Below are 23,163 nucleotides of genomic sequence, written 5' to 3'. Positions count from 1 at the left end.
CTGCCCGCTGAACATAAAAAGTTGATTGGGGGTTCTCATGTTTAAGCTACGTCGCAAGCTTCCCGGTGTGGTGACGTTGGTCGGTCGCAGCAGCGAACTGGCCGGCCTGCTGGAGCGGGAAAATGTCGCACCGACCCTGGTGCTTGGCTTTGTCTCTCCCCATGCGGATATCGATGCCGTGGCCCAGGTGCTGCGCTGCCGCTACCCGTCTACGCCTCTATCCCTGTGCTCCACCAGCGGCGAACTGTGCAGCGGCAGCGGCGGCCTCTATTGCGACACCGGCAACAGCTGGGATCGGGTGGTGGTCCAGCTGTTCGACGAGTCCCTGGTGGCGCGGGCCCAGGTGGTGGCGGTGCCTCTGGGGTCGGAGGATCTGCGCTCCGGTAGCATCGCCCTGTCGGCGAGTGAGCGGGTGGCGCGCATGGCGGCAGCCCTCGGGCGGGTATCGGTGGATCTGGATATCGATTACCGGGACACCCTGGCCTATGTGCTGCTGGACGGCCTGTCCAATTCCGAATCCTTCTTCATGGAAGCCCTGTACGAGTCGGGGCGCTTTCCCTGTCTGTTCGTGGGCGGCTCCGCCGGCGGCAAGCTGACTTTCGATCACACCTGGATCCACGACGGCAAGCAACGCCTGGAGAACCATGCCCTCATCGCCTTCATGAAGCTGGCGCCGGAGGTGCGCTTCGGGGTCTTCAAGAGCCAGAATTTCGAGACGGCAGGGCGCAGTTTCCATGTGTTCAAGGCATCGGTGGAGCGTCGGGCCATTGCCTCGGTGCTGGACCAGAACGGGCGCATCGTGCCCTTCATCGAGGCCCTGTGCGGTGCCCTGGGGTGCTCTCCCGGGGATCTGGAAGCCAAGCTGGCGGACTATTCCTTTGCTATCCGGGTGGGCAACGACCTGTTCGTGCGTTCTGTTTCCGCCATCGATCCGGCTGCCAACGAAGTGCGCTTTTTCTGCGACGTGGCGCCTGGTGAAGAACTGCAACTGGTACGCCGCACCAGTCTGGTGGAGCAGACCAGCCGGGACTTCCAGACTTTTCTCCAGGGCAAGCCAGGGCGGCCCGTCGCCGGCATCCTCAACGACTGCATCCTGCGCCGCCTCAACAACAGCCGGGAGCTGGGCGCCATGGCCCGGGTCATGGATGGCGTGCCGGTAGCCGGTTTTTCCACTTTCGGCGAAATCCTCGGCCTCAACCTCAACCAGACCCTGACGGCCGTATTCTTCTTCCGGGTGGCGGCTGGCGAACGCTTTCGCGATCCCTATGTGGATGATTTCCCCGTGCGTTACGGGGAGTTCAAGGCATTCTTCCTGCGTCGGCGCATTGCCGAATACTCCGGCTTGTCCCGGGCCGTGGTGCGGCAGGTGGCCGACTACGAGAGCGGCCTCTTCGACAGCCAGTACGATCCCAGCCAATTCACCGGCGGTTTTGCCGAAGTGGTGTCCGGCCTCAATGCCCTGGGAGTCCAGTTGTGCCAGGCCCGAACCCAGCAGGAAGAGACTTCTGCCCATCTCAGCTCCAGTGCCGATGATCTCTACGGCTCGGTAGAGCAGTTGTCCCGTAGTGTTGGCGAGCAGCGGCGTGTGGTGGGCGAAGCGGAAGACATGGTGGAGCGGCTCTCTGCCGAATCCCTGCGCGTGGCATCCAGCGCCCGGGATCTGGCCGAGGCCGGCAGCCATATTCGCAGCGTGGTGGAACTGATCCAGCAGATTGCCGACCAGACCAACCTGCTGGCCCTCAATGCCGCCATCGAAGCTGCCCGGGCTGGCGAACAGGGCCGCGGTTTTGCCGTGGTGGCGGACGAAGTGCGCAAGCTGGCCGAGAAGTCCCGCCTCAGCGCCGACGAGATTGGGGTGGAAGTGGACCGGCTGGCCAAGGATATCGGCGATGTGGCGCAATCCATTGAACTCAATTCCGGCGATGTTGCCCGCCTCGCCCCCATTCTCACCAGCCTTTCGGCCATTAGTGCCGAGTCCGATACGGCCGCCCAGCATACCCGTAGCGTGGCCGATGCCCTCAAGGGGTTGATTCCCTGAGCCGACAGCAGCGCAGCCTTGCCGTGGATGGCGGGTGGAAACTTTTCCCGGGGGCCGCACTCTACCTGCGGCGCCCCGGATTCTTCGCCTGATGCCGACGCCCCGGCCTGCCCCGGGGCGTACCTCTCCCTACTTTCGCCGGGCGCCCGAGTTTCCGCCATGCCCGACTTTAGTTTTCCCTTCGACAACAGCTACGCCCGGGACCTGCCCGGCTTCGCCGTGCCCTGGCAGCCTGCCACCGTTCCGGCCCCCCGGCTGCTGCACTTCAACCCCGGTCTGGCCCGGGAACTGGGCCTGCCCCTGGCGGAGGCCACGCCGGATCAGCTGGCCGCCCTGTTCTCCGGCAACGCCCTGCCGGAGGGCGCCAGCCCCATCGCCCAGGCCTACGCCGGCCACCAGTTCGGCCAGTTCTCGCCCCAGCTGGGCGATGGCCGGGCCCTTTTGCTGGGGGAGGTGATCGACGGCCAGGGCCGCCGCCGCGACATCGCCTTCAAGGGCTCGGGTCGAACCCCCTTCTCCCGCAGCGGCGACGGCAAGGCCGCCGTGGGCCCCATGCTGCGGGAGGTGCTGACCGGCGAAGCCATGCACGCCCTGGGCATTCCCAGCACCCGGGCCTTGGCCGTGGTGGCCACCGGCGAGCCGGTGCGGCGGCAGCGTCCCCTGCCCGGCGCCGTCCTCACCCGGGTGGCGGACAGCCATCTGCGGGTCGGTACCTTCCAGTTCTTTGCCGCCCACGCCGGCCCGGCCCAGGTGCGGCAACTGGCCGACTACACCATAGCCCGCCACTACCCGGAACTGGCCGGGGCGGAGAATGGGTATCTGGAGTTGCTGCGGGCCGTGGCCGAGCGCCAGGCCGCCCTGGTGGCCCGGTGGATGGCGGTGGGCTTCATCCACGGCGTCATGAACACGGACAACATGAGCCTCGCCGGCGAAACCATCGACTACGGCCCCTGCGCCTTCATGGAAGCCTACGATCCGGGGGCAGTGTTCAGCTCCATCGACCGCCAGGGCCGCTACGCCTACGACCAGCAAGCGGACATTGCCGCCTGGAACCTGGCCCGCTTCGCCGAAACCCTGCTGCCCCTCATCGATGCCGACACCGAAAGGGCCGTGGCGCGGGCCACGGCCATCATCGAAGCCTTCCCCGCCCGCTACCAGGAGCATTGGCAGGCCGCCCTGAAAGCCAAGCTGGGCCTGCCTGACAGCGGGGCGGAGGCCGAGGCTCTGGGCGCCGACTGGCTGGTCCTGCTGCAGGCCCAGTCCGTGGATTTCACCCTGGCCTGGCGTTATCTGGGGGAAGCAGCCGAAGGCCGGGAGGAGCGGCTAAGAACGCTGTTCGCCGATGGCGCCGCCCTCGCAGCCTGGCTGCAACGCTGGCGCCGGCAGTGCACCGCCGCCGACGGGGAGGGGAGCAACGCCGGCGTGGCCGGGGCCGCCCGGGCCGCCGCCATGGCCCGGCACAACCCCTGGCTCATTCCCCGCAATCACCAGGTGGAAGCGGCCCTCGATGCCGCCGAGCAGGGCGATCTCGCCCCCTTCCACCATTTGCTCGGCGCCCTGGCCGAGCCCTGCCGGGAACAGCCCCGCCACGCCGACCTGGCCGAACCGGCACCCCGGGAATTCATGCGGACGTTTCAGACGTTTTGCGGGACGTGATCTCTGGTTTTGGGTTGATGGCTTCTGGTGATGGCGATTCAACTTTTTCTGCCATCACGGTGGGGTCCCAATACTCCCGAATAGACAGCAAAGGCGGTTAAGCATCCCCCGAGCGCCAGGAACACAGCAGCATCCCAATCCTGTGAGATTTTTCCATGCAGTAGAAATGACCACAGAAAGTCCCGAATATCCTTGCGTCGGACAAAGGAAAACAGCAATAGCGTTATGCCACCGATGGCGCTTAGTGCCCCGAGGTATTCGAGAAGAGCTTTTCTCATAGGAGATCCCTATTGCCCTGGTCGCCCTGGTGATTCTTGATGGCTTGGTCTGTGCGGTGACTGAAACACGATGCAGTAAGCAGCACGGAAGCAATATGCTGAGACTGCAGTCAGGAAAGATGCACCAATTGAGAAGGTGAAAAAGCTGCCGTTGAAGCGTCGAGCACCGAAACCTGCAACGAAGACCATACTGCCCATGAGAATTATGAAGATGGTTGCGGGCACCTCTGTGCCCTTCTTTCGAACGCCTTCAACAGAGCCTTCAAAATCGGTGAGAAGAAGCGCGATGAATAAGAAAGGCATGGACATCAACATTAGCGAAGAATGAAGTCTTGGCAATACTTCATAAGACTCATGTAGTCGTGCTATCGAGGGAATGTATTGCCCAAAAGCCTCCCAAGCATAGACCCCAATATTGTTGAGATAGCCTGCAGAGAGCCCACCGGCAATCATCTGCCCATATAAGAACCACGCTAGGACAATCAGCCAGAATCGAATTTGTAGCTTTCGCATATGTTGTGTGGGATGACCAGGTTGCTCAAATAGTTGCCCATATTCTAAGAGCATGTAAGCGGTGGTTGTTGGTGAATGACGATCCAGTTGCATGCCTCCATGCATCGAGCCCTTCCCATAACCTGCCTGGAACTCCGCTCCGCCTATAATGCAATATCTCCCGGAGTCCCCCGTGCTTTTCATCCTCCTCAACCTCGTCCTCCGCAACGCCTTTCGGCACAAGCTGCGCACCTTGCTGACCCTGGTGGGGTTGATGGTGGCGGTGTTGTCTTTCGGGCTGTTGTCCACGGTGGTGGATGCCTGGTACGCCGGGGCGGAGGGGGCGTCCAATGCCCGGCTGGTGACGCGCAATTCCATTTCCCTGGTCTTTCCCTTGCCTTTGACCTACAAGCAGAAGATCCGGCAGATCGACGGGGTCAAGGCCATCACCACGGCCAACTGGTTCGGCGGCATCTACAAGGAGCCGAAGAATTTCTTTCCCCAGTTCGCGGTGGACCCCAACTATCTGGAGCTGTACCCGGAGTACCTGCTCAGCGACGACGAGCGCACCGCCTTCGCCCGGGACCGCAAGGGAGCTATCGTCGGGCGCAAGCTGGCAGCCCAGTACGGCTTCAAGGTGGGGGATGTGGTGCAGTTGAAGGGCACCATCTTTCCCGGCACCTGGGAGTTCGTCATCCGCGGCATCTACACCGGGCGGGACGCCAAGACGGATGTGGCCCAGATGCTGTTCCACTGGGACTACCTGAACGAGGTGGCCAAGGTGCGCTATCCGCGGCGGCAGAACCAGGTGGGGGTCTATGTGGTGACCATCGACGACCCGGGGCGGGCGGCGGAGCTGTCGCGCCTCATCGATGCCGAATTCCGCAACAGCGCGGCGGAAACCCTGACGGAGACGGAGAAGGCCTTCCAGCTTTCCTTCGTCTCCATGACCGAGGCCATCGTCGTCGCCATCCGCATCGTTTCCTACGTGGTCATCGCCATCATCCTGGCGGTGATGGCCAACACCATGGCCATGACGGTGCGGGAGCGCACCAGTGAATATGCCACCCTGAAAGCCCTGGGCTTCGGCCCCGGCTTCGTGCGGGGGCTGATCTTCGGCGAGTCGGTGGCCATCGCCGCCATCGGCGGCGGCCTCGGCATCGCCCTGACCTTTCCCGCGGCGGCGGCCTTCGCCCAGGCCATGGGCACCCTGTTCCCCATTTTCTTCGTCTCCGGCACCACGGTGCTGCTGCAGGCCGCCTGCGCCTTGGGGGTGGGCCTCATCGCCGCCTGGTTCCCCAGCCGGCGGGCGGCCCGCATCCCGATCGTCGAAGGGCTGCGCAGCGTCGCTTGACCATGGCCATTCCCCTTTCCTATTCCCTGCGCAACCTGGCGGCACGCAAGCTGACCACGGCCCTCACCGCCGGCGGCATGGCCCTGGTGGTGTTCGTCTTCGCCACGGTGCTGATGCTGGATGCGGGGCTGAAGAAGACCCTGGTGGATACGGGCAGCCCGGACAACGTGGTGGTGACCCGCCGGGCCTCCGGCACCGAGGTGCAGAGCGGCATCGAGCGGGGGCCGGCGGCCATCGTCGAGAGCCTGCCCCAGGTGGCTCTGGGGGCCGGCGGCCTGCGCATGCTGTCGAAGGAGACGGTGGTGCTGATCTCCCTCAATAAGCGGGTGGCCGAGGGGGCGGCGGCCAAGCCTTCCAACGTCATCATCCGCGGCCTGTCGCCGGTGGGGCTGCAACTGCGGCCCCAGGTGCGCCTGGTGGCGGGGCGGCCGTTCCGCCCCGGCTCCAACGAGATCGTCACTGGCCAGGCCATCGCCAGCCGCTTCAACGGCGCCGGCCTGGGCGAAACCATGCGCTTCGGCGCCCGGGACTGGGTGGTGGTGGGGGTCTTCGATGCGGGCGGCAGCGGCTTCGATTCGGAGGTGTGGGGCGATGCGGAGCAGCTGATGCAGGCCTTCCGCCGGCCGGTGTTCTCTTCCCTGATCTTCCGCCTCAACGACCCGGGCGCCTTCGCCGCGGTCAAGGCGGCCATCGAGGACGACCCGCGCCTGACCCTGGAAGCCAAGCGGGAAGCCCAGTTCTACGCCGACCAGTCGGAGGCCCTGTCCAAGTTCATCAGCATCCTGGGCATCACCCTGTCGGTGATTTTTTCCATCGGCGCCATCATCGGTGCCATGATCACCATGTATGCTGCGGTAGCCAACCGCACCGGCGAGATCGGCACCCTGCGGGCCCTGGGCTTCAACCGCCGGGCCATCCTGCTGGCCTTCCTCGCCGAATCCCTGGGTCTGGCACTGCTGGGCGGGCTGGTGGGGCTGCTGTTGGCCTCCACCATGCAGCTGTTCACCATTTCCACCATGAACTGGCAGTCCTTCGCCGAACTGGCCTTCACCTTTTCCCTCGATGCGGGCATCGTCGTCAAGAGCCTGCTCTTTGCCCTGCTCATGGGCCTGCTGGGCGGTTTTCTGCCGGCCTTCCGGGCCGCCCGCATGAACATCGTCGAGGCCCTGCGCGCCGCCTGAGCGGTCCCCGGCCTTATACTTGATCCAATTCCTTACGGAGAAACACCCATGGCAGCTCCTGCCGATACCGTCAGCATGGCCCTGTTCTGCGACTTCGAGAACATCGCCCTGGGCGTGCGCGACGCCCAATACGAAAAATTCGACATCAAGCCGGTGCTGGAGCGCCTGCTGGTCAAAGGCTCCATCGTGGTCAAGAAGGCCTACTGCGACTGGGAGCGCTACAAGACCTTCAAGGCCACCATGCACGAGGCCAACTTCGAGCTGATCGAAATCCCCCACGTGCGCCAGTCCGGCAAAAACTCCGCCGACATCCGCCTGGTGGTGGACGCCCTGGACCTCTGCTACACCAAGTCCCATGTGGACACCTTCGTCATCATCTCCGGCGATTCCGACTTCTCGCCCCTGGTCTCCAAGCTGCGGGAAAACGCCAAGCACGTCATCGGCGTCGGTGTGAAGCAGTCCACCTCGGACCTGCTCATCGCCAACTGCGACGAATTCATTTTCTACGACGATCTGGTGCGGGACCGGGAGGCCAAGCGGGCCGCCGCCAACCGCAAGGACCCGGCCAAGGAGGCGGCGCCCCGCCGTTCGCCGGAAGACGAGAAGAAGCGCAAGGACGACCAGGATGCCCGCCGCGCCAAGGGCATCGAACTGGCCATGGCCACCTTCGAGGACCTCATGGCCGAGCGCAGCGACACCGAGAAGCTGTGGGCCTCGGTGCTGAAGGAGGCGATCAAGCGCCGCAATCCGGGCTTCAACGAGTCCTACTACGGCTTCCGCGCCTTCGGCAACCTGCTGGAAGAGGCCCAGAACCGGGGCCTGCTGGCCTTTGGCCGGGACGAGAAGTCCGGCGCCTACGTAGCCCGTCCGGGCAATGTGTCGGTGCGGGAAGTGACGCAACCGGAAGAAAGCCCTGCCGAAGCGCAGGCGCCGGCCGCCGAGATGGCGGAAGCGCCGGCCCGGGAAGGACGCGGCGGCAACCGTCGGCGCGGCCGCGGCCGCGACGGCGCCAAGGAAAACGGCGTGAAGGATGGTCCCCGGGTCCAGGAAGCGGCAGCCGAGGCCCCCGCCCCGGCAGCGGCCCCCGCTCCGGTAGTGGTGGAAGCCGTGGCAGCGCCCGCTGTGACCGCCCCGGCGGCAGTCGAAGCGGTCGCCGCCAGCCCGGCCGCGGCCAGGAAGCCTTCCGGCCGCGGCGAGTCTTCCGGGGCCCGCAGCGGCGCCCGTACCCGGGCCCGCAAGACGGCCGCCGCCCAGGAGATCGAAGCCGCCAAGAAGACGCCGGCCAAGGCCAAGTCCGAACCCAAGGCCGCCGCCAAGGCTGCGCCCCAGGCGGAGGCAGCGCCTGCTGCTGCCGCCGAAGCCGCCGCCAAGCCCAAGACCCGGCGCGCCCCGGCCAAGCGGCCGGCGAAGAAGGCCGCCGCCGAGTAGGGCACTATCAAGGGGATGGCCGCACAGGCAGGCGCCATGGGCCTGTCGGGCAGGCCTGCCTGAAGAGGCCCGTCCCTTCTGGGTTTGCGCCGCCCGCTTCCGCCATGTCTTGGCCGATGCAGGTCAGGACCAGCCCCAAAAGAAAAAGCCGCGATTGCTCGCGGCTTTTTTTTACCTTCTTTTACCCGAAAGGCCGGGTAAAAATCCGGTGTCTCAGGCGGCCTGGGCCGGAATCTTGTTGCCGATGCGGGCAATGCGATTCTGGGAATCGACGTAGATCAGCTGGGGTTCGTGCTTGGCCAGTTCCACTTCGGTGTAGGTGGCGAAGGTGGCGATGATCAGGATGTCGCCGGGCGCAGCCTTGCGGGCGGCGGAGCCGTTGACGGAAATGACGCCGGAGCCGCGTTCAGCCAGGATGGCGTAGGTGGTGAAGCGCTCGCCATTGTTCACGTTCCAGATGTCGATCTGTTCGTATTCCTTGATATTGGCCGCGTCCAGCAGGTCCTGGTCGATGGCACAGGAGCCTTCGTAATGCAGCTCCGAGTGGGTGGTGGTCACCCGGTGGAGCTTGGACTTGAGCATGGTTCTCTGCATGGCTTCACCCGTAGGCAAAAGGTAAGGGGAACGGCATTTTAACGGCTCACCGCCGTCTGTCAACGCCCAGTTTTTGAATTAAATCTCAAGATTATCAATGAGTCGCGTAACGCCGAGGCGCGCGGCGGCCAGCACCACCAGGGGTGCATCGGGACTGCCGGGAAGTTGGAGGTCGGCTTGCTGCCGCACCGCAACATAGTCCGCCTTCCAGCCGGCAGCGTCAAGGGCGGCCATGGCGGCCCGCTCCAGGGCCGGGTAGTCCCGGTTGCCGGCGCGGATGGCGTCCCGCAGCCTGTTCAGCTCCCGCGCCAGGCGCGGTGCCTCGGCCCGTTCGGCGGGGGTCAGGTAGCCGTTGCGGGAGGACAGGGCCAGGCCGTCCTCGGCCCGAACCGTCTCGCCGCCCAGGATGCGGATGGGCAGGGCCAGCTGGCGCCCCATGTTGCGCAGGACCATCAGCTGCTGGTAGTCCTTCTTGCCGAAGAGGGCGGTCTGGGGCTGGACGATGTTGAACAGCTTCAGCACCACGGTGGCAACGCCGCGGAAGTGGCCGGGGCGGAATTCGCCCTCGAGCCAGTTCTGGATTTCCGGCGGCTCCACCTGATAGGTCTGGGGTTCCGGGTAGAGGTCGGCTTCGGTGGGGGCGAACAGCACGTCCACGCCCGCCGCTGCCAGCTTGGCGCAGTCGGCCTCGAAGGTGCGCGGGTACTTGTCGAAGTCCTCGCCGGGGCCGAACTGCAGGCGATTGACGAAAATGCTGGCGACCACGGTCCGGCCGTGCTGGCGGGCCTGGGTCATGAGGGAAATGTGGCCCTCGTGCAGGTTGCCCATGGTGGGCACGAACACCACCTCGGGTTTGCCGGCAAGGGCGGCGCGCAGGTCGTCGACCCGGGAAAAGATCTGCATGGCTGTTTCTCCTGATGGCCGGGCCGTACTTGGCGGCCCGTTGCCGGTGGGGTGACTCAGTAACAGTGTTCGGCGGCGGGGAAGGTACAGTCCTTCACCGCCGCCACGTAGGCGGCGATGGCGGCAGCCACGGAGGGCTGGCCGGTCATGAAGTTGCGCACGAAGCGGGCCTTGCGGCCGGGGGCGATGTCCAGCATGTCCTGCAGCACCAGCACCTGGCCGGAGCACTCCACGCTGGCGCCGATGCCGATGGTGGGGATCTGCAGGAGGGCGGTGACCTCGGCCGCCAGGGCCTGGGGAATGGCCTCCAGGACCACCATGCTGGCGCCGGCGGCCTGGATGGCCAGGGCGTCGGCCTTGAGCTGGGCTGCGCCGGCCTCGTCCTTGCCCTGGACCCGGTAGCCGCCCAGCTGGTGTACCGACTGGGGCGTCAGGCCGATGTGGCCGCATACCGGGATGCCGCGGTGGGTGAGGAAGCGCACCGTCTCGGCCATGTCCTCGCCGCCCTCGATCTTGACCATCTGGGCGCCGGCGGCCATCAGCTGCACGGCGTTGCGGAAGGCCAGTTCCGGGGTTTCCTGGTAGGTGCCGAAGGGCATGTCGGTGATGATCAGGGGGCGGTCGCAGCCCCGGGCCACCATGGCGGTGTGGTAGACCATGTCGGCCAGGGTCACCGGCAGGGTGGAATCGTGGCCCTGCACCACCATGCCGAGGGAATCGCCCACCAGCACGGTATCGACCCCGGCGTTGTCGCAGAGGCGGGCAAAGCTGGCGTCGTAGCAGGTCAGCATGGCGATTTTTTCGCCGGCGGCCTTGAGCTTGGCCATGTCGGTGATGGTCAGGCGGCGGGTCGTGGATTGGCTGGACATGGGTTCATTCTCCCCGGTTGAAGTATTCCCGGTGGCCGCGCATGGCGGCGAGCCGTTCCAGGAGGAGGTGGAAGTCGCGGTCCTGATCGACGAAGTTGAGTCGGTCGGAATTGACGATCATCACCGGCGCGGCATTGTAGCCGTAAAAAAAGCGGCTGTAGCTTTCCGCCAGCTGGGTCAGGTACACGTCGCCGATGCGCCGCTCCATGTCCAGTCCCCGCTTTTTCACCCGGGCGATGAGGTTTTCCGGGCTGGCCTGCAGGTAGATCACCAGGTCCGGCGACACCACCTGGGGCGCCAGGGTGTCGTAGATCTGGCGGTAGAGCTTGTACTCGTCCTCGGCCAGGGTGAGGCGGGCGAAGATCGGGTCCTTCTCGAAGAGGAAGTCGGAGACCACGGTCTGGCGGAAGATGTCCGGCTGGGCCAGGTCCCGCAGCTGGTCCTGGCGCTGGAAGAGGAAGAACAGCTGGGTCTGCAGGGCGTAGCGGCTGCGCTCCTGGTAGAAGCGGGTGAGGAAGGGGTTGAGTTCCGGCTGCTCCAGCAGCAGCTGGCATTCCTTGCTCTGGCCCAGATGCTCGGCCAGGCGCCGGGCCAGGCTGGTCTTGCCGACGCCGATGGGGCCTTCCACCACGATGTTGCGGGCGTGCTCGAGCAGGTTGCGGGCTGGGGTACCGGGCATGGGCGGCGGGATGGGGTGTGGGTCGGGACGGGAAAAAAAGCGCCGGGTCCAGCCCGGCGGCTCTATGGTACGGCAGGCAGGTCCGGGAGGCCAGAGGGGCGGCCCGGACCGTCCGGCCTCAGTGTTCCAGGCAGAGCACGTCGGGGGATTGCTCCCCGGCCTGGGCCATGCGCTCCAGGCAGTCCAGGACCTCCTCGGAGGCCGCCTCCATGTGCTCCAGGAGGGCCACGCCGCCGTCGAAATCGCCCAGGCGCAGGCGTTCCAGGGCTTCCTTGCCGCTCTTGTGCACGTTGATGTGGGGCGCTTCCAGGGCCCGGTAGCCGTCCAGCAGGGAGAAGCACTCCCGGCCCTCGCCCTCGTAGTACCACTTGCCCAGGCGGCAGGAGGTATGCACGGCGAAATCCTCCGGACGTTTCTGGGAGGCGCCCATGAAGACCTTGTACACCTCGAACTTGAACACCAGGTGGTCCATCTTGGCCAGTTCGGTGAAGCTGCGCAGGGCGGCCACGGCCACGGCGGTCTCGATGTGGCGGGAGAGGCCGATGATGTTGTCCAGGTTCTCCGTCGCCTGCTTGCCCTCGTGGCTGGAGTGGTCCGCCTCCTTGGCCAGGGAGGAGATGCTGGCGTGGGCCGAGACGGTGTCGTGGCGGATGGCGCTGACCAGGCCGGAAATCTCGTTGGTGGCGGTGGCGGTGCGTTCGGCCAGCTTGCGCACCTCATCGGCCACCACGGCAAAGCCGCGGCCCGCCTCGCCGGCCCGGGCCGCCTCGATGGCGGCATTCAAGGCCAGCAGGTTGGTCTGGTCGGCGATTTCCTTGATCAGGTTGAGGATGCTGCCGATCTTCTCGGTGCTGGCATTGAGGCCTTCGACCTGGCCCATGGTGGTCTGGGACTGCAGGGCCAGCTGGCTCAGGTTGGCGCTGATGCCATGCATCTGGGCCTGGCTGTCGGTGGTGATGCGGCCGGCGGTGACGGCCTCTTCCTTTTCCGTCTTCAGGCTGTGGGCCATGGCGGCCATGGTGCCCTGGGACTTGGCCAGGCTGGAACCGAAGCGGTCCAGGTTGTGCAGCAGCTTTTCCCAGCCCCGGGCCACGGTTTCGGCGGCGTGGCACTTCTGCTCCAGGGTCTGCTGCTCGTTTTCCAGATTGGCCACCTGGGAGCGCAGGCTGGCGTTCTCGTTCTGCAGGGCGGCAAGGGCCGCTTCTAGTTCTCGTTGCCGCTGGTTGTTGCCGAACAATGCCACAGACATCTCCCTAAGTTATTTTGACTATTAGCAAAGGGAGATATTAATAGCCTTTATAAGAGTGTGGTTATGAAATAAGCCGCAAGCTGGCATTTCCTGACCGGATCAGCTGCGGAATATGAAGTAAACGGCCCCCAGCAGGCACAGGCCGGCCCACAGATAATCGAGCTTGAGGGGCTGGCCCATGTAGAAGACGACGAAGGGCACGAAGACGGTGAGGGTGATGGCTTCCTGCAGGATCTTCAGCTGGGCCAGGGTGAGATCGGTATGGCCGATGCGGTTGGCCGGCACCTGCAGCAGGTATTCGAAGAGGGCGATACCCCAGGAGATCAGGGCGGCGATCCACCAGGGCTTGTCCGCCAGGTTCTTCAGGTGGGCATACCAGGCGAAGGTCATGAAGACGTTGGAAGCGGAGAGCAGCAATACCGTCTTCCACAGCACCGGCAGTTCGGTCCACAGGCTCATAGTTTCTCGATCCGTTGGTTGGCCACCGCCGGCAGCCAGGCAGCGACGCTGCCGCGGCCGGGCAGGGCCAGGTCCGGAGCGATCTCCGCCAGGGGCACCAGGACGAAGGCGCGCAGATGCAGGCGCGGGTGGGGCAGGGTCAGTTCGGGGCCGTCCAGCACCTGGTCGTCGTAGAGCAGCAGGTCCAAGTCCAGAGTGCGGGGGGCGTTGCGGTAGCTGCGGGTGCGGCCGAAATGGGCTTCCACGGCGAACAGCCGGGACAGCAGCCCGGCCGGCGGCAGGGGGGTGTCCACCGCCGCCACGGCGTTGATGTAGTCGGGGCCGTCGGCGCCGATGGGGGCCGTGCGGTAGAGGGAGGAGGCGGCGACCAGGGCGATGTCGCCGTCGCCGGTGAGGTCCGCCAGGGCGGCGCGGACCTGGGCTGCCGGATCTTCCAGATTGGCGCCCAGGGCGATGAAGGCGCGATGCATGGAACTCGCCGCGGCCTAGTCGCCGCTGCCGCCTTCGCCCGCGCCGGCACCACCGCCGGCCGGCTTCTTGCGCCGACGCCGGCGCTTCTTGTCGCCCTTGGCCTCGGGCAGCAGCATGGCCTGGCGCTCTTCGCCTTCGGCGTTGAGGAAGCGGCGCCACCATTCGCCCAGCTCCCTGTCCACCTCGCCCGACTCGGCGCGCAGCAGCAGGAAATCGTAGCCGGCCTTGAAGCGGGGCTGTTCCAGCACGGCGTAGGGCTTCTTGCCGGAGCGGGCCTCGAAGCGGGGCTGCAGGGCCCAGATGTCCTTGATGTCGCCGGCGATGCGGCGGGTGATGGCCAGCTTTTCCGCCTGCACGTCCAGCACCTCGTCCATGGCGGCGAAGAGGGCGGGAATGGGGCGCTCGCCGTTGGCCTTGTTCTTTTCCCACTGGCCCAGCACTTCGTGCCACAGCAGGGTGGCGAAGAGGAAGCCGGGGGAGGTGGGTTTGCCGGCCTGGACCCGCTCGTCGGTGTTGGCCAGGGCCAGCATGACGAAGCGTTCGCCCAGGGGCTGCTCCAGGATGACGTCGAGCAGGGGCAGCAGGCCGTGGTGCAGGCCCTCTTCCCGCAGCTGCTTGACGCAGCGCACGGCGTAGCCGGAGGTGAGCAGCTTGAGCATTTCGTCGAAGAGGCGGGCCGGCGGCACGTTTTCGATCAGCTCGGACATCTCCCGGATGGGACGCCGGGCGGCCGGGTCGATGGCCAGGTTCAGCTTGGCCCCCAGGCGCACCGCCCGCAGCATGCGCACCGGGTCTTCCCGGTAGCGCACCTTGGGGTCGCCGATCATGCGCAGGGTCTTCTGCTTGAGGTCGGCGACGCCGTGGTGGTAGTCGTGGATGGTCTCGTCGGCCGGGTCGTAGTACAGGGCATTGACGGTGAAGTCGCGGCGGGCCGCATCTTCCGCCATGGTGCCGAAGACGTTGTCGCGCAGCACCCGGCCGTGTTCGTCGGTGGGCGCGTTGCTGGCGTGGATGGCGCGGAAGGTGGTGACCTCCAGGGTTTCCGCCCCCATCATCACGTGCACGATCTGGAAGCGGCGGCCGATGATGCGGGAGCGGCGGAAACAGGCCCGCACCTGTTCCGGCGTGGCGTTGGTGGCCACGTCGAAATCCTTTGGCGGGATGCCGGCCAGCAGGTCGCGCACGGCGCCGCCCACCACGTAGGCCTTGTAGCCGGCCTTCTGCAGCCCTTCGACGGTGCGGCGGGCGCCGGAGCTGAGCTGCTCGCGGCGGATGCCGTGGTTCTTGACGGGGATGACGGCGGCGCTGTCGCCGTGGCCGCCGCTACGGGCGTTCCGGGTTTCGCTCTTGCCGGCGTTGTTCTTGCCGCCAAACACCCGGGAAATTAGTTTGCGGATCATGTAGGTTTTTTTATGCAATCTGGCGGTTCGTCCGCCTGAAAAAACAAGGCATTATATCCGTACGGGGCGGTTAGCGCAGGCTGATTACCGGCCAGCCGCGCCGTTCCGCCTCCGCCTTGAGGATGGGGTCCGGGTCCACCGCCACCGGGCGGCTGACCTTTTCCAGCAGGGGCAGGTCGTTGCGCGAGTCGCTGTAGAACCAGCTGTCGGCAAAGCTGCCCCAGTTGAGGCCCTGGGCTTCGAGCCAGTCTTCCACCCGGGTGATCTTGCCGTCCTGGAAGGACGGGGTGCCGCGCACGCCGCCGGTGAACTGGCCGTCCCGCTGTTCCGGGATGGTGGCGATGAGATGGTGGATGCCGAATTCCCGGGCGATGGGGCCGGTGACGAAGGCGTTGGTGGCGGTCACCAGCAGCACCAGGTCGCCCCGCTGCAGGTGCTCCTGCACCTTGGCCCGGGCCTGGTCGGTCATGATCGGGCGGATGTTGCGGGCCATGAATTCCTGGTGCCAGGCGTCCAGCTGGGCGCGGGAGTGGCGGGCCAGGGGCTTCAGCTGGAAATCAAGGAACTCGTAGATGTCCAGGGTGCCGGCCTTGTACTGCTCGTAGAACTTCTCGTTCTGGGCAGCGTGGATTTCGCCGTCGAGGGCGCCCTGGCCGATGAGGAACTGGGCCCACTCGAAGTCGCTGTCGCCGGCCAGGAGGGTGTTGTCGAGATCAAAGAGTGCGAGATTCATCGTGCCTGTTTCGGAAGGGTTAGACGGTGGAGTCGCCGGCATGCTGCAGCACTTCGCGCAGCAGGGGCAGGGTGATGGGCCGCTTGTGTTCCAGGGAGTAGCGGTCCAGGGCCGCCAGCAGGGCGGCCAGGGTGCGCATGTCCCGGGAACTGCGGTTCATCAGGTAGGTGAGGGCTTCCCGGGAGAGCTTGAGGCCCCGGTCGGCGGCCTGGGCCGCCAGGGCAGCCAGCTTCTCCTCGTCGGAGAGGGGGCGCAGGCGGAAGATGAGGGCCGAGCCGAGGCGGGTGCGCAGGTCTTCCCGTAGTTGCAGGGCCGCCGGCGGCTGGTCGCTGGCCACCAGCAGCTTGCCCGGCCGGCCGTTTTCCACGGCCAGGCGCAGGCGGTTGAAATGGTTGAAGAGGGCGATCTGGCCGGCCTCGGCCAGGGCCTGCACGTTATCCACCGCCAGGCCCTCGGCCTCGGCCGGGGCGCCGGCCAGGAGCGGGTCTTGGGCGCCGTCCACATAATGCAGCCCGGAGGCCTGCAGCAGGTGGCTCTTGCCGCTGCCCGCCTCGCCCCACAGCAGGAACAGGGGCTGGGGGCCGGAGAACCAGTCGGCCAGGGCCGCCAGGGCCTCCTCGTTGCCGTCGCCGACGAAGTTGGCCAGGGAGGGCGGAGACTCGGGCATCAGGTCCAGCAGCAATTGACGCATGGGGGGCAGCATGGGGTCAGGAGTTGAGGTAGAAGGGGCTGGCCTTGTAATGCCGCTGCAGTTCCCGCAGGCCCACCAGCAGGGCGGCGGAGGCGGGCAGGGCGATGAGGATGCCGAAGAAGCCGAACAGCTGGCCGAAGGCCATCAGGGCGAAGATCACCGCCACCGGATGCAGGCCGATGCGCTCGCCCACCAGCCAGGGGGTCAGCACCACGCTTTCGAGAATCTGGCCGCCGCCATAGACGATGGCCACCGCCAGCACCAGGCCGAGGCCCTGGAACTGCAGCAGGGCCGCCACCAGGGCCAGGAGCAGGCCGGTGGCGAAACCGACGTAGGGAATGAAAATGAGCAGGCCGGTGAGCAGGCCCACCGGCAGGGCGAACTCCAGCCCCGCCAGCCACAGGCCCAGGCTGTAGTAGAGGGCCAGCAGCAGCATCACCGCCAGCTGGCCGCGCAGGAACTCGGCCAGCACCGCATCCACTTCCCGGGCCAGACGCAGGGCCAGGTTGTGGAAACGGCGCGGAATGAGGTCCTCGATACGGTGCAGGAGGCTGTCCCAGTCCTTCAGCAGGTAGAACATGACCACCGGCAGGAGCAGCAGGTTGGCGACGAAGGCCACCAGGGCCAGGCCGCTGCTGCCGAGGGTGGTCAGCACGTGGCCGAGGATCTGCTGGGCCGCATCCTGGTTCTTGCGCACCAGGGCGTTGAAGCTGGCCGGGTCCAGGGGCAGGTCGATGCCCAGGCGCTTCTGCAGCCAGGGGTCCAGCTTGGTCTGCAGCAGGGTCAGGGTGGCCGGCAGGCGCTCGGCGATGAGGCTCACTTCCTTCTGCAGCAGGGGCACCAGGGTCAGGGCCAGCAGGGTGAGGGCGCCGATCAGGCCCAGGATTACCAGCAGGGCGGCCAGGGGGCGGGGTACCCGGTGGCGGGCCAGCCAGCCGGTGGCCGGGTTGCCGATGTAGGCCAGGATGGCGGCCAGCAGGAAGGGGGTGAGGATGGGGGAAAGGGCGAGCAGCAGCCAGACGCAGGCCGCGGCAAAGCCGAGCCAGAGCAGGGCCTGCAGTCTTTGGGTGCGGTTGTCGGGCCGATCTTCGGTCATTTGGGCTAAAATGCGGGTTTTCAATAGCTTTCCGGCGCCCATTCTATCACTCCGGATGCCAGGCCCTTCCCGACCATGACCCAAGATACCAGCAAGACCTCCCTTTCCTATCGTGACGCCGGCGTGGATATCGACGCCGGCGATGCCCTCGTCGAGCGCATCAAGCCTTTCGCCAAGAAGACCATGCGGGAAGGCGTGCTGGCCGGCATCGGCGGCTTCGGCGCCCTTTTCGAAGTGCCGAAGAAGTACAAGGAGCCGGTGCTGGTGTCCGGTACCGACGGCGTCGGCACCAAGCTGAAGCTGGCTTTCCAGCTCAACCGCCACGACACCGTGGGCATCGACCTGGTGGCCATGAGCGTCAATGACATCCTGGTGCAGGGTGCCGAGCCCCTCTTCTTCCTCGACTACTTCGCCTGCGGCAAGCTCTCCGTGGATGCGGCGGCCGACGTCATCAAGGGCATCGCCACCGGCTGCGAACAGGCCGGCTGCGCCCTCATCGGCGGCGAGACGGCCGAGATGCCCGGCATGTACCCGGATGGTGAATACGACCTGGCCGGTTTCGCCGTCGGCGCCGCCGAAAAGAGCAAGCTCATCGACGGCAAGTCCATCGTCCCCGGCGACGTGGTGCTGGGCCTGGGCTCCCACGGCGCCCACTCCAACGGCTACTCCCTGGTGCGCAAGATCATCGAGCGTTCCGGCGCCGACTTCAACGCCAAGTTCGACGGCGAGGCCACCCTGGCCGATGCCGTGATGGCCCCCACCCGCATCTACGTCAAGCCCCTGCTGGCCCTGCTGCAGACCCTGCCGGTCAAGGGCATGGCCCACATCACCGGCGGCGGCCTGACCGAGAACGTGCCCCGGGTGCTGCCGGAAAATACCGTGGCCATCCTGGACAAGTCCTCCTGGCAGCGTCCCAAGCTGTTCGACTGGCTGCAGGCCGAAGGCAATGTCAGCGACGACGAAATGCACCGGGTTTTCAACTGCGGCATCGGCATGGTGGTGGTGGTGGCCCAGGAACACGCCCGCCAGGCCATCCAGCTGCTGCAGGCCGCCGGCGAGAAGGTGTGGCAGATCGGCGACATCCGCGCCCGTCAGGGCGAAGAGGCCCAGACCCAGGTGAACTGAGCCTCACCGCATACAGGACTTGCCCGGGCTGCGGTGTCCGGGCAAGCTACGGTTTCCCCATAAAAAAAACCGCTTGGAGGTAAGAAGTGAGCAAATCCGCTGTCATCGTTACCGGCCTGATCCTGGCCGCCGGCCTGTCCGCCAATCTGGCCCAGGCTTCCGAAGAACTGGCCAAGGCCAAGCTGTGCGTCGGCTGCCACCAGGTCTCCGCCAAGGTCCTGGGCCCTGCCTACAAGGACGTGGCCCAGAAGTATGCCGGCGTGAAAACCGCCGAAGCCGATCTGGCGAAGAAGATTCGCGGCGGCAGCAAGGGCGTCTGGGGCGGTGCCGAAATGCCGCCCAACCCGGCCATTTCCGAGGCCGACGCCACCACCCTGGCCAAATGGATTCTCAGCCTGAAGTGAAGTTGGGCTGATCCCGACAAAGCTAACAAAAAAGCCGGCGATTGCCGGCTTTTTTGCGTCTGCAGGAAAGGCCTACTTGGCCTTTTTCCTGGTGCTTTCCGCCTTCACCTCGAGGAAGGCCGGCCCCCAGATGGGGTGGCCGGATTCGGCCTTGGTCAGGCTGAGCTTGGGGTAGGCGGCCAGGCCCTTGCGGAAGTTGGCCTTACAGCTGTCCACCTGGCGGGAGGCGCAGGCGATGAAGGCCAGGTGCTTGTAGGCCCGGGCCTGGTCGATGCGGTTGGGCAGGCCCAGGTCCAGGGCCTGTTGCAGGGTCTGGCCGGCGCTCTTGTAGTCGCCGTTTTCGTAGGCGCTGATGCCCCGGGCCAGTTCGCTCTCGGCCTTGCGCGCGGTCGGCGTCTTCACCGGTTCGGCCGGCTTGGCGGCTTCGGGCGGGGGCGCCGGTTCGGCGGCCGGGGGCGGGGTGTTCTGGCTGGCGCAACCGGCCAGGGCCAGCAAGGAGGCAAGCAGCAGGGAGGAGAGGGATCGCATGGCGGTAGGTGTGCTCATTTGAATTTGTGCTTGATCTTGTAGGTGTCGCCGGCGCCCAGTTCCAGGGTCAGGCGATGGGGTTCGGACTGGCCGTTGCGGATTTCCACCTCGTGGTGGCCCGGCAGCAGCTCGATGCTTTCCAGGGGCGGCGAGATGCCCTTGGGTTCGCCGTCCACCACCACTTCGCCCCAGGGGGCGATGGCCAGGTCCACCCGGGCGGCGGGCTGGGGTTCGGGCGCTGCGGTACTGGCCGCAGGGGCAGGCGTGGCGCCGTTGCCGGCACTGCGTTCCGTGGGTAGCAGGGCGAATGCGCCGCCGGCGATGGCCACCGCGGCGATGCCCAGCCACAGCGCCTTGCCGCGGCGGGCCGGCGGCGAGGCTGGTGCTTCCTGGGGCGCAGGGGAGAGGCTGAGGGGGTTGGTGTCCGTGAACGGGTGGGCCAGCAGCATGGTCGGATCTTCCGACGGGCTGGGCGGAATGCGCGGCTGGGGCTGGGCCTGGGCGGCCAGGCCGAGGACCGGGCCGGGGGAGCCGAGCTCGGCGTAGCGGCGCAGGTCGGCGGCCAGTTCGCCGGCGGTCTGGTAGCGCTCCTCCGGCGACTTGGCCAGGGCCTTGGCCAGGATGGCCTCGAAGCCCGGCGGCAGTTCCGGCATGAGCCGGGTGGGCAGCACCGGACCTTCGTTGATGACCCGGTACATGATGGTGGTGACCGTTTCGCCGTCGAAGGGGGCGACGCCGGTGAGCCACTGGTAGAGCACCACGCCGAGGGAGAAGATGTCGGCCCGGCCGTCCACCGGATGGCCCATGATCTGCTCCGGCGCCATGTACTTGGGCGTGCCCAGCATGTGGCCGGTCATGGTCTTGCTGCCGGTCTGCAGCTGGGCGATGCCGAAATCGGTGATTTTCACGGCGCCGTCGGCCAGCACCATGAGGTTGGCCGGCTTGATGTCCCGGTGCACCACGCCCTGGCGGTGGGCGTAGTCCAGGCCGTCGGCAACGGCGGCCATCATGTCGGCGATGCGGGTATAGGGCAGGGGGCCGGCTTCGCTGATGAAGCGGCGCAGTTCCCGGCCTTCGAGGAATTCCATGGCCATGTAGGCCACGTCCTCCGCCTTGCCTGCGTCGTACAGGGTGACGATGGCCGGGTGGCTGAGGCGGGCGACCGACTTGGCCTCGCGGAAGAAGCGGCGCTCGAAGCTCTCCTTCTCGGACAGGCTGGCGTCGAACTTGATGGTCTTGATGGCCACGACCCGTTCCAGCAGGGGATCGAAGGCGCGGTACACCACGCCCATGGCTCCCTCGCCGAGTACTCCGTCGATACGGTAGCGGCCCAGTTGTTGAATGGTCATGCGCTTCTTACGGAAATTGGGGTCGGTCAATCCGGGACGGCAACAGCTCCCTCCACCCCGGGGTCCGAACTCTGACGGGCAAGTTTAACAGAACCTGTCCGCCCCCTGACCATCCCCAGCGCCGGGCCGGCTTAGCGTCCTGCGGCCGTGGCCGCCGTGGCCGGTTTGCCCATGGACAGGGCCCCGCCCAGGGCCAGGAAGAAGGCCAGGGCCACCAGGGCGAAGACCTCGGCGAAGGCCTGGGCGCTGCCGGCCGGCTGGCCCAGGTGGTTGCTGCGCCATTCCACATAGACGGCACCCAGGCTGATGCCCAGGGTGCCTCCCAGCTGCCGGGTGCAATTGAGCAGGGCCGAGCCCTGGCCCACCAGGCGCTGGGCCAGGGGGCGCAGGGCGCCCAGGTTGAGGGCCGGCAGGATCAGGGCCAGGCCGATGCGGCCGATCACCACCGTGCCCATCAGGGTGGGCAGCAGGGGCAGGCAGAGGGAAATGCCGGCCAGCAGCGCCAGCAGCACGAAGGAGATGGCGAACAGCAGCAGCCCCAGGGCCGTTTGCCGATGGGGCCGGATGCGGTCCGCCAGGTAGCCGGCTCCCGGGGTCATGAGGGCCAGGGCGATGCCGCCGGGGAGCAGGGCCAGGCCCGCCGTGGCGGCGTTGTAGCCGAGGATGCTCTGCAGGAACACCGGCACCAGATAGGTGGAACCATAGAGGCCGACGCCGAAGATGAAGGACACCAGGGTGCCCATGGCGAAGGCCCGTTCGCTGAACAGGCCCAGGGCCAGGATCGGCCCGGGCACCCGGCGGGCGTGGCGCAGGAAGAGGGCGATGCCGGCGGTCGCCACTAGGGCGCCGATGCCGCTCTGGGGCGACAGCAGGCCGTGGGCGTGGAGGCTGCCGACGGTCTGCAGCAGGCTGAGGATGGCCAGGGTGAGCAGGGACAGACCGGTCCAGTCGAAGGGGTGCTCGGCCCGGGCTGGCGGCTTGTGGGGCAGCAGCAGGTGGCCCGCCGCCAGGGCGGCGAGGCTGCCGGGCACGGTGATGAGGAAAATGGCGCGCCAGCCGAAATGGTCCACCAGGAAGCCGCCGGCAATGGGTGCCACCGCCGGCGCCAGGATGATGCCGAAACCCAGGATGCCCATGGCCCGGCCCTGGCGTTCCAGGGGAAAGAGGCGCAGCACCAGCAGGGTGCTCATGGGCTGCAGCAGGCCGGCCGCCAGGCCCTGGACGATGCGCATGGCCACCACCGAGGGGAAGTTCCAGGCCATGGTGCCGCCCAGGCTGCCGATGCCGATCAGCAGCACGGCACCGAGGAAGACCCGGCGGAAGCTGTAGCGCTCGATGAGCCAGGCGGTGGGCAGCATGGCCACGGTCATGGCGGCCATGTAACCGGTGACGGCCCACTGCACCCGGTCCTGGCCCAGGTGAAAGTCCGCCATGAGGGCGGGAATGGCCACGTTGAAAATGGTGGCGGAAAGCACGGCCGTGACCATGCCGCAGGCCATGGCCGCCAGGACCAGCCAGGGGTAACGTCCGCCATGGCGGGCCTGCAGGGCTTCCAGGCCGCGGGGAGAGCTTGAAAATGACACGGTGACTCCGGAGCGGGGGCTGAGTAAAATGATTGTATCAGTAAATAATTAGCATGCTAACTATATGTCAGACCACCAGCCTGAAGCGACGTTCCCGCCCCAACAGCGATTTTCCGTCCTGCTGCACCAGACGGCGGCTCTGTGGCGCACAGCCCTGGACCGGCGCCTGCGGCCCCTGGGCTTTTCCCAGGCCAGCTGGCGCGCCCTGATTGCCCTGCGGCGCCAGCCGGAAGGCTGCAATCAGGCCGTCCTGGCGGAGCGCCTGGGGATCGAGGCGCCCACCCTGGTGCGCCTCCTGGACCGCATGGAAAAGCAGGGCTGGCTGCAGCGCCAGTCCGATCCCCGGGACCGGCGCAGCAAGCGGGTGGTGCTCACTGCCGCCAGTCTGGAGCTGGCGGAGAGCATGGAAGCCACGGTGGAGGAGTTGCGGGCCGAACTGCTGGCGGGGCTGGAACCGGCCCAGCTGGAGGCCATGATCGACATCCTGGAAACGGTCCGGGAGCGGGCCGAAGGCCTGCTGGCCAAAGGAGCTGTCGATCCGGAGAGTGGGTCTGATATTCCTTTATAGATATAACCAATTTACAAAACAGTATTTCTTCTTAT

At 66.5% G+C, this 23,163-nt stretch carries 23 protein-coding genes; 8 read left to right on the top strand and 15 right to left on the bottom strand.

The window, feature by feature from the left end:
- Positions 1-37: 37 nt before the first annotated feature.
- Positions 38-2,038: an FIST N-terminal domain-containing protein gene (locus EV678_RS16570; protein WP_130460111.1), complete on the top strand. Its 2,001-nt coding sequence runs from the start codon at positions 38-40 to the stop codon at positions 2,036-2,038.
- A 159-nt stretch (positions 2,039-2,197) separates the two neighbouring features.
- Positions 2,198-3,694, top strand: a complete 1,497-nt coding sequence (locus tag EV678_RS15180; RefSeq protein ID WP_130460110.1) for a protein adenylyltransferase SelO — start codon at positions 2,198-2,200, stop codon at positions 3,692-3,694.
- Between the two features lie 287 nt (positions 3,695-3,981).
- Here the strand turns inward: EV678_RS15180 and EV678_RS15175 are convergent, their stop codons facing one another.
- Positions 3,982-4,578, bottom strand: a complete 597-nt coding sequence (locus tag EV678_RS15175) for a hypothetical protein (RefSeq protein ID WP_130460109.1) — start codon at positions 4,576-4,578, stop codon at positions 3,982-3,984.
- A 79-nt stretch (positions 4,579-4,657) separates the two neighbouring features.
- Between EV678_RS15175 and EV678_RS15170 the strand changes: the two genes are divergently transcribed.
- The 3 genes from EV678_RS15170 to EV678_RS15160 are packed head-to-tail and all read left to right on the top strand — an operon-like array spanning position 4,658 to position 8,427.
- A complete protein-coding gene (locus EV678_RS15170; protein WP_207222280.1) occupies positions 4,658-5,818 on the top strand; it encodes an ABC transporter permease in 1,161 nt (386 codons plus the stop codon).
- A 2-nt stretch (positions 5,819-5,820) separates the two neighbouring features.
- Entirely contained in the window at positions 5,821-6,999 is a 1,179-nt protein-coding gene (locus tag EV678_RS15165; RefSeq protein ID WP_014236563.1) for an ABC transporter permease, read from the top strand.
- A 48-nt stretch (positions 7,000-7,047) separates the two neighbouring features.
- Entirely contained in the window at positions 7,048-8,427 is a 1,380-nt protein-coding gene (locus EV678_RS15160; RefSeq protein WP_130460107.1) for an NYN domain-containing protein, read from the top strand.
- A gap of 213 nt (positions 8,428-8,640) precedes the next feature.
- Here the strand turns inward: EV678_RS15160 and panD are convergent, their stop codons facing one another.
- From panD to EV678_RS15105, 11 genes are all read right to left on the bottom strand, one after another.
- Positions 8,641-9,009, bottom strand: a complete 369-nt coding sequence (gene panD, locus EV678_RS15155; protein WP_268907599.1) for an aspartate 1-decarboxylase — start codon at positions 9,007-9,009, stop codon at positions 8,641-8,643.
- Positions 9,010-9,099: 90 nt separating this feature from the next.
- Positions 9,100-9,924 (bottom strand): pantoate--beta-alanine ligase, encoded by an 825-nt coding sequence (gene panC, locus EV678_RS15150; protein ID WP_130460106.1) that lies wholly within the window; start codon positions 9,922-9,924, stop codon positions 9,100-9,102.
- A 56-nt stretch (positions 9,925-9,980) separates the two neighbouring features.
- A complete protein-coding gene (gene panB / locus EV678_RS15145) occupies positions 9,981-10,793 on the bottom strand; it encodes a 3-methyl-2-oxobutanoate hydroxymethyltransferase (RefSeq protein WP_130460105.1) in 813 nt (270 codons plus the stop codon).
- A 4-nt stretch (positions 10,794-10,797) separates the two neighbouring features.
- On the bottom strand, positions 10,798-11,472 hold the full coding sequence (locus EV678_RS15140) for a deoxynucleoside kinase (RefSeq protein WP_014236568.1): 675 nt from the start codon (positions 11,470-11,472) through the stop codon (positions 10,798-10,800).
- 118 nt (positions 11,473-11,590) lie between these two features.
- The gene (locus EV678_RS16565) at positions 11,591-12,721 is read right to left on the bottom strand and encodes a methyl-accepting chemotaxis protein (RefSeq protein ID WP_014236569.1); all 1,131 of its coding nucleotides are present in this window, start codon (positions 12,719-12,721) and stop codon (positions 11,591-11,593) included.
- Positions 12,722-12,820: 99 nt separating this feature from the next.
- Positions 12,821-13,180 (bottom strand): DMT family protein, encoded by a 360-nt coding sequence (locus EV678_RS15130; RefSeq protein WP_130460104.1) that lies wholly within the window; start codon positions 13,178-13,180, stop codon positions 12,821-12,823.
- Positions 13,177-13,650 carry a 2-amino-4-hydroxy-6-hydroxymethyldihydropteridine diphosphokinase gene (folK, locus tag EV678_RS15125; protein ID WP_130460103.1) on the bottom strand — a complete coding sequence of 158 codons (474 nt, stop codon included), beginning with the start codon at positions 13,648-13,650 and terminating at the stop codon, positions 13,177-13,179. The genes EV678_RS15130 and folK overlap by 4 nt, the downstream gene beginning before the upstream one ends.
- Positions 13,651-13,665: 15 nt before the next feature.
- Positions 13,666-15,051, bottom strand: coding sequence for a polynucleotide adenylyltransferase PcnB (pcnB, locus tag EV678_RS15120; RefSeq protein WP_130460102.1), 1,386 nt, complete (start codon positions 15,049-15,051; stop codon positions 13,666-13,668).
- 70 nt (positions 15,052-15,121) lie between these two features.
- Positions 15,122-15,784 (bottom strand): histidinol-phosphatase, encoded by a 663-nt coding sequence (locus EV678_RS15115; protein WP_130460101.1) that lies wholly within the window; start codon positions 15,782-15,784, stop codon positions 15,122-15,124.
- A gap of 19 nt (positions 15,785-15,803) precedes the next feature.
- Positions 15,804-16,475, bottom strand: coding sequence for a DnaA regulatory inactivator Hda (gene hda / locus EV678_RS15110; protein WP_043798932.1), 672 nt, complete (start codon positions 16,473-16,475; stop codon positions 15,804-15,806).
- A 16-nt stretch (positions 16,476-16,491) separates the two neighbouring features.
- Positions 16,492-17,571: an AI-2E family transporter gene (locus EV678_RS15105; protein WP_130460100.1), complete on the bottom strand. Its 1,080-nt coding sequence runs from the start codon at positions 17,569-17,571 to the stop codon at positions 16,492-16,494.
- Positions 17,572-17,646: 75 nt separating this feature from the next.
- Here EV678_RS15105 and purM point away from each other — a divergent pair, with 75 nt between their 5' ends.
- Both purM and EV678_RS15095 read left to right on the top strand, forming a co-directional pair.
- Complete coding sequence (purM, locus tag EV678_RS15100; RefSeq protein WP_130460099.1) at positions 17,647-18,696, top strand: phosphoribosylformylglycinamidine cyclo-ligase; 1,050 nt, start codon at positions 17,647-17,649, stop codon at positions 18,694-18,696.
- Positions 18,697-18,782: 86 nt separating this feature from the next.
- Positions 18,783-19,100: a c-type cytochrome gene (locus EV678_RS15095; RefSeq protein ID WP_014236608.1), complete on the top strand. Its 318-nt coding sequence runs from the start codon at positions 18,783-18,785 to the stop codon at positions 19,098-19,100.
- 72 nt (positions 19,101-19,172) lie between these two features.
- On the opposite strand, the gene EV678_RS15090 is transcribed toward EV678_RS15095, so the two are convergent.
- From EV678_RS15090 to EV678_RS15080, 3 genes are all read right to left on the bottom strand, one after another.
- Positions 19,173-19,646 (bottom strand): TssQ family T6SS-associated lipoprotein, encoded by a 474-nt coding sequence (locus EV678_RS15090; RefSeq protein ID WP_130460098.1) that lies wholly within the window; start codon positions 19,644-19,646, stop codon positions 19,173-19,175.
- Entirely contained in the window at positions 19,643-20,977 is a 1,335-nt protein-coding gene (locus tag EV678_RS15085) for a serine/threonine-protein kinase (protein WP_014236610.1), read from the bottom strand. Before EV678_RS15085 ends, EV678_RS15090 begins: the two co-directional genes overlap by 4 nt.
- A gap of 131 nt (positions 20,978-21,108) precedes the next feature.
- A complete protein-coding gene (locus EV678_RS15080; RefSeq protein WP_235832481.1) occupies positions 21,109-22,560 on the bottom strand; it encodes a DHA2 family efflux MFS transporter permease subunit in 1,452 nt (483 codons plus the stop codon).
- A gap of 64 nt (positions 22,561-22,624) precedes the next feature.
- Here EV678_RS15080 and EV678_RS15075 point away from each other — a divergent pair, with 64 nt between their 5' ends.
- Positions 22,625-23,128, top strand: a complete 504-nt coding sequence (locus EV678_RS15075) for a MarR family winged helix-turn-helix transcriptional regulator (protein ID WP_130460097.1) — start codon at positions 22,625-22,627, stop codon at positions 23,126-23,128.
- The last annotated feature ends 35 nt before the right edge of the window (positions 23,129-23,163 follow it).

Source organism: Azospira oryzae, from assembly GCF_004217225.1.
Lineage (GTDB): Bacteria > Pseudomonadota > Gammaproteobacteria > Burkholderiales > Rhodocyclaceae > Azospira > Azospira oryzae.
Note: the sequence above shows the minus strand (reverse complement) of the source record. Positions and strands in the feature narration are given on the sequence as shown.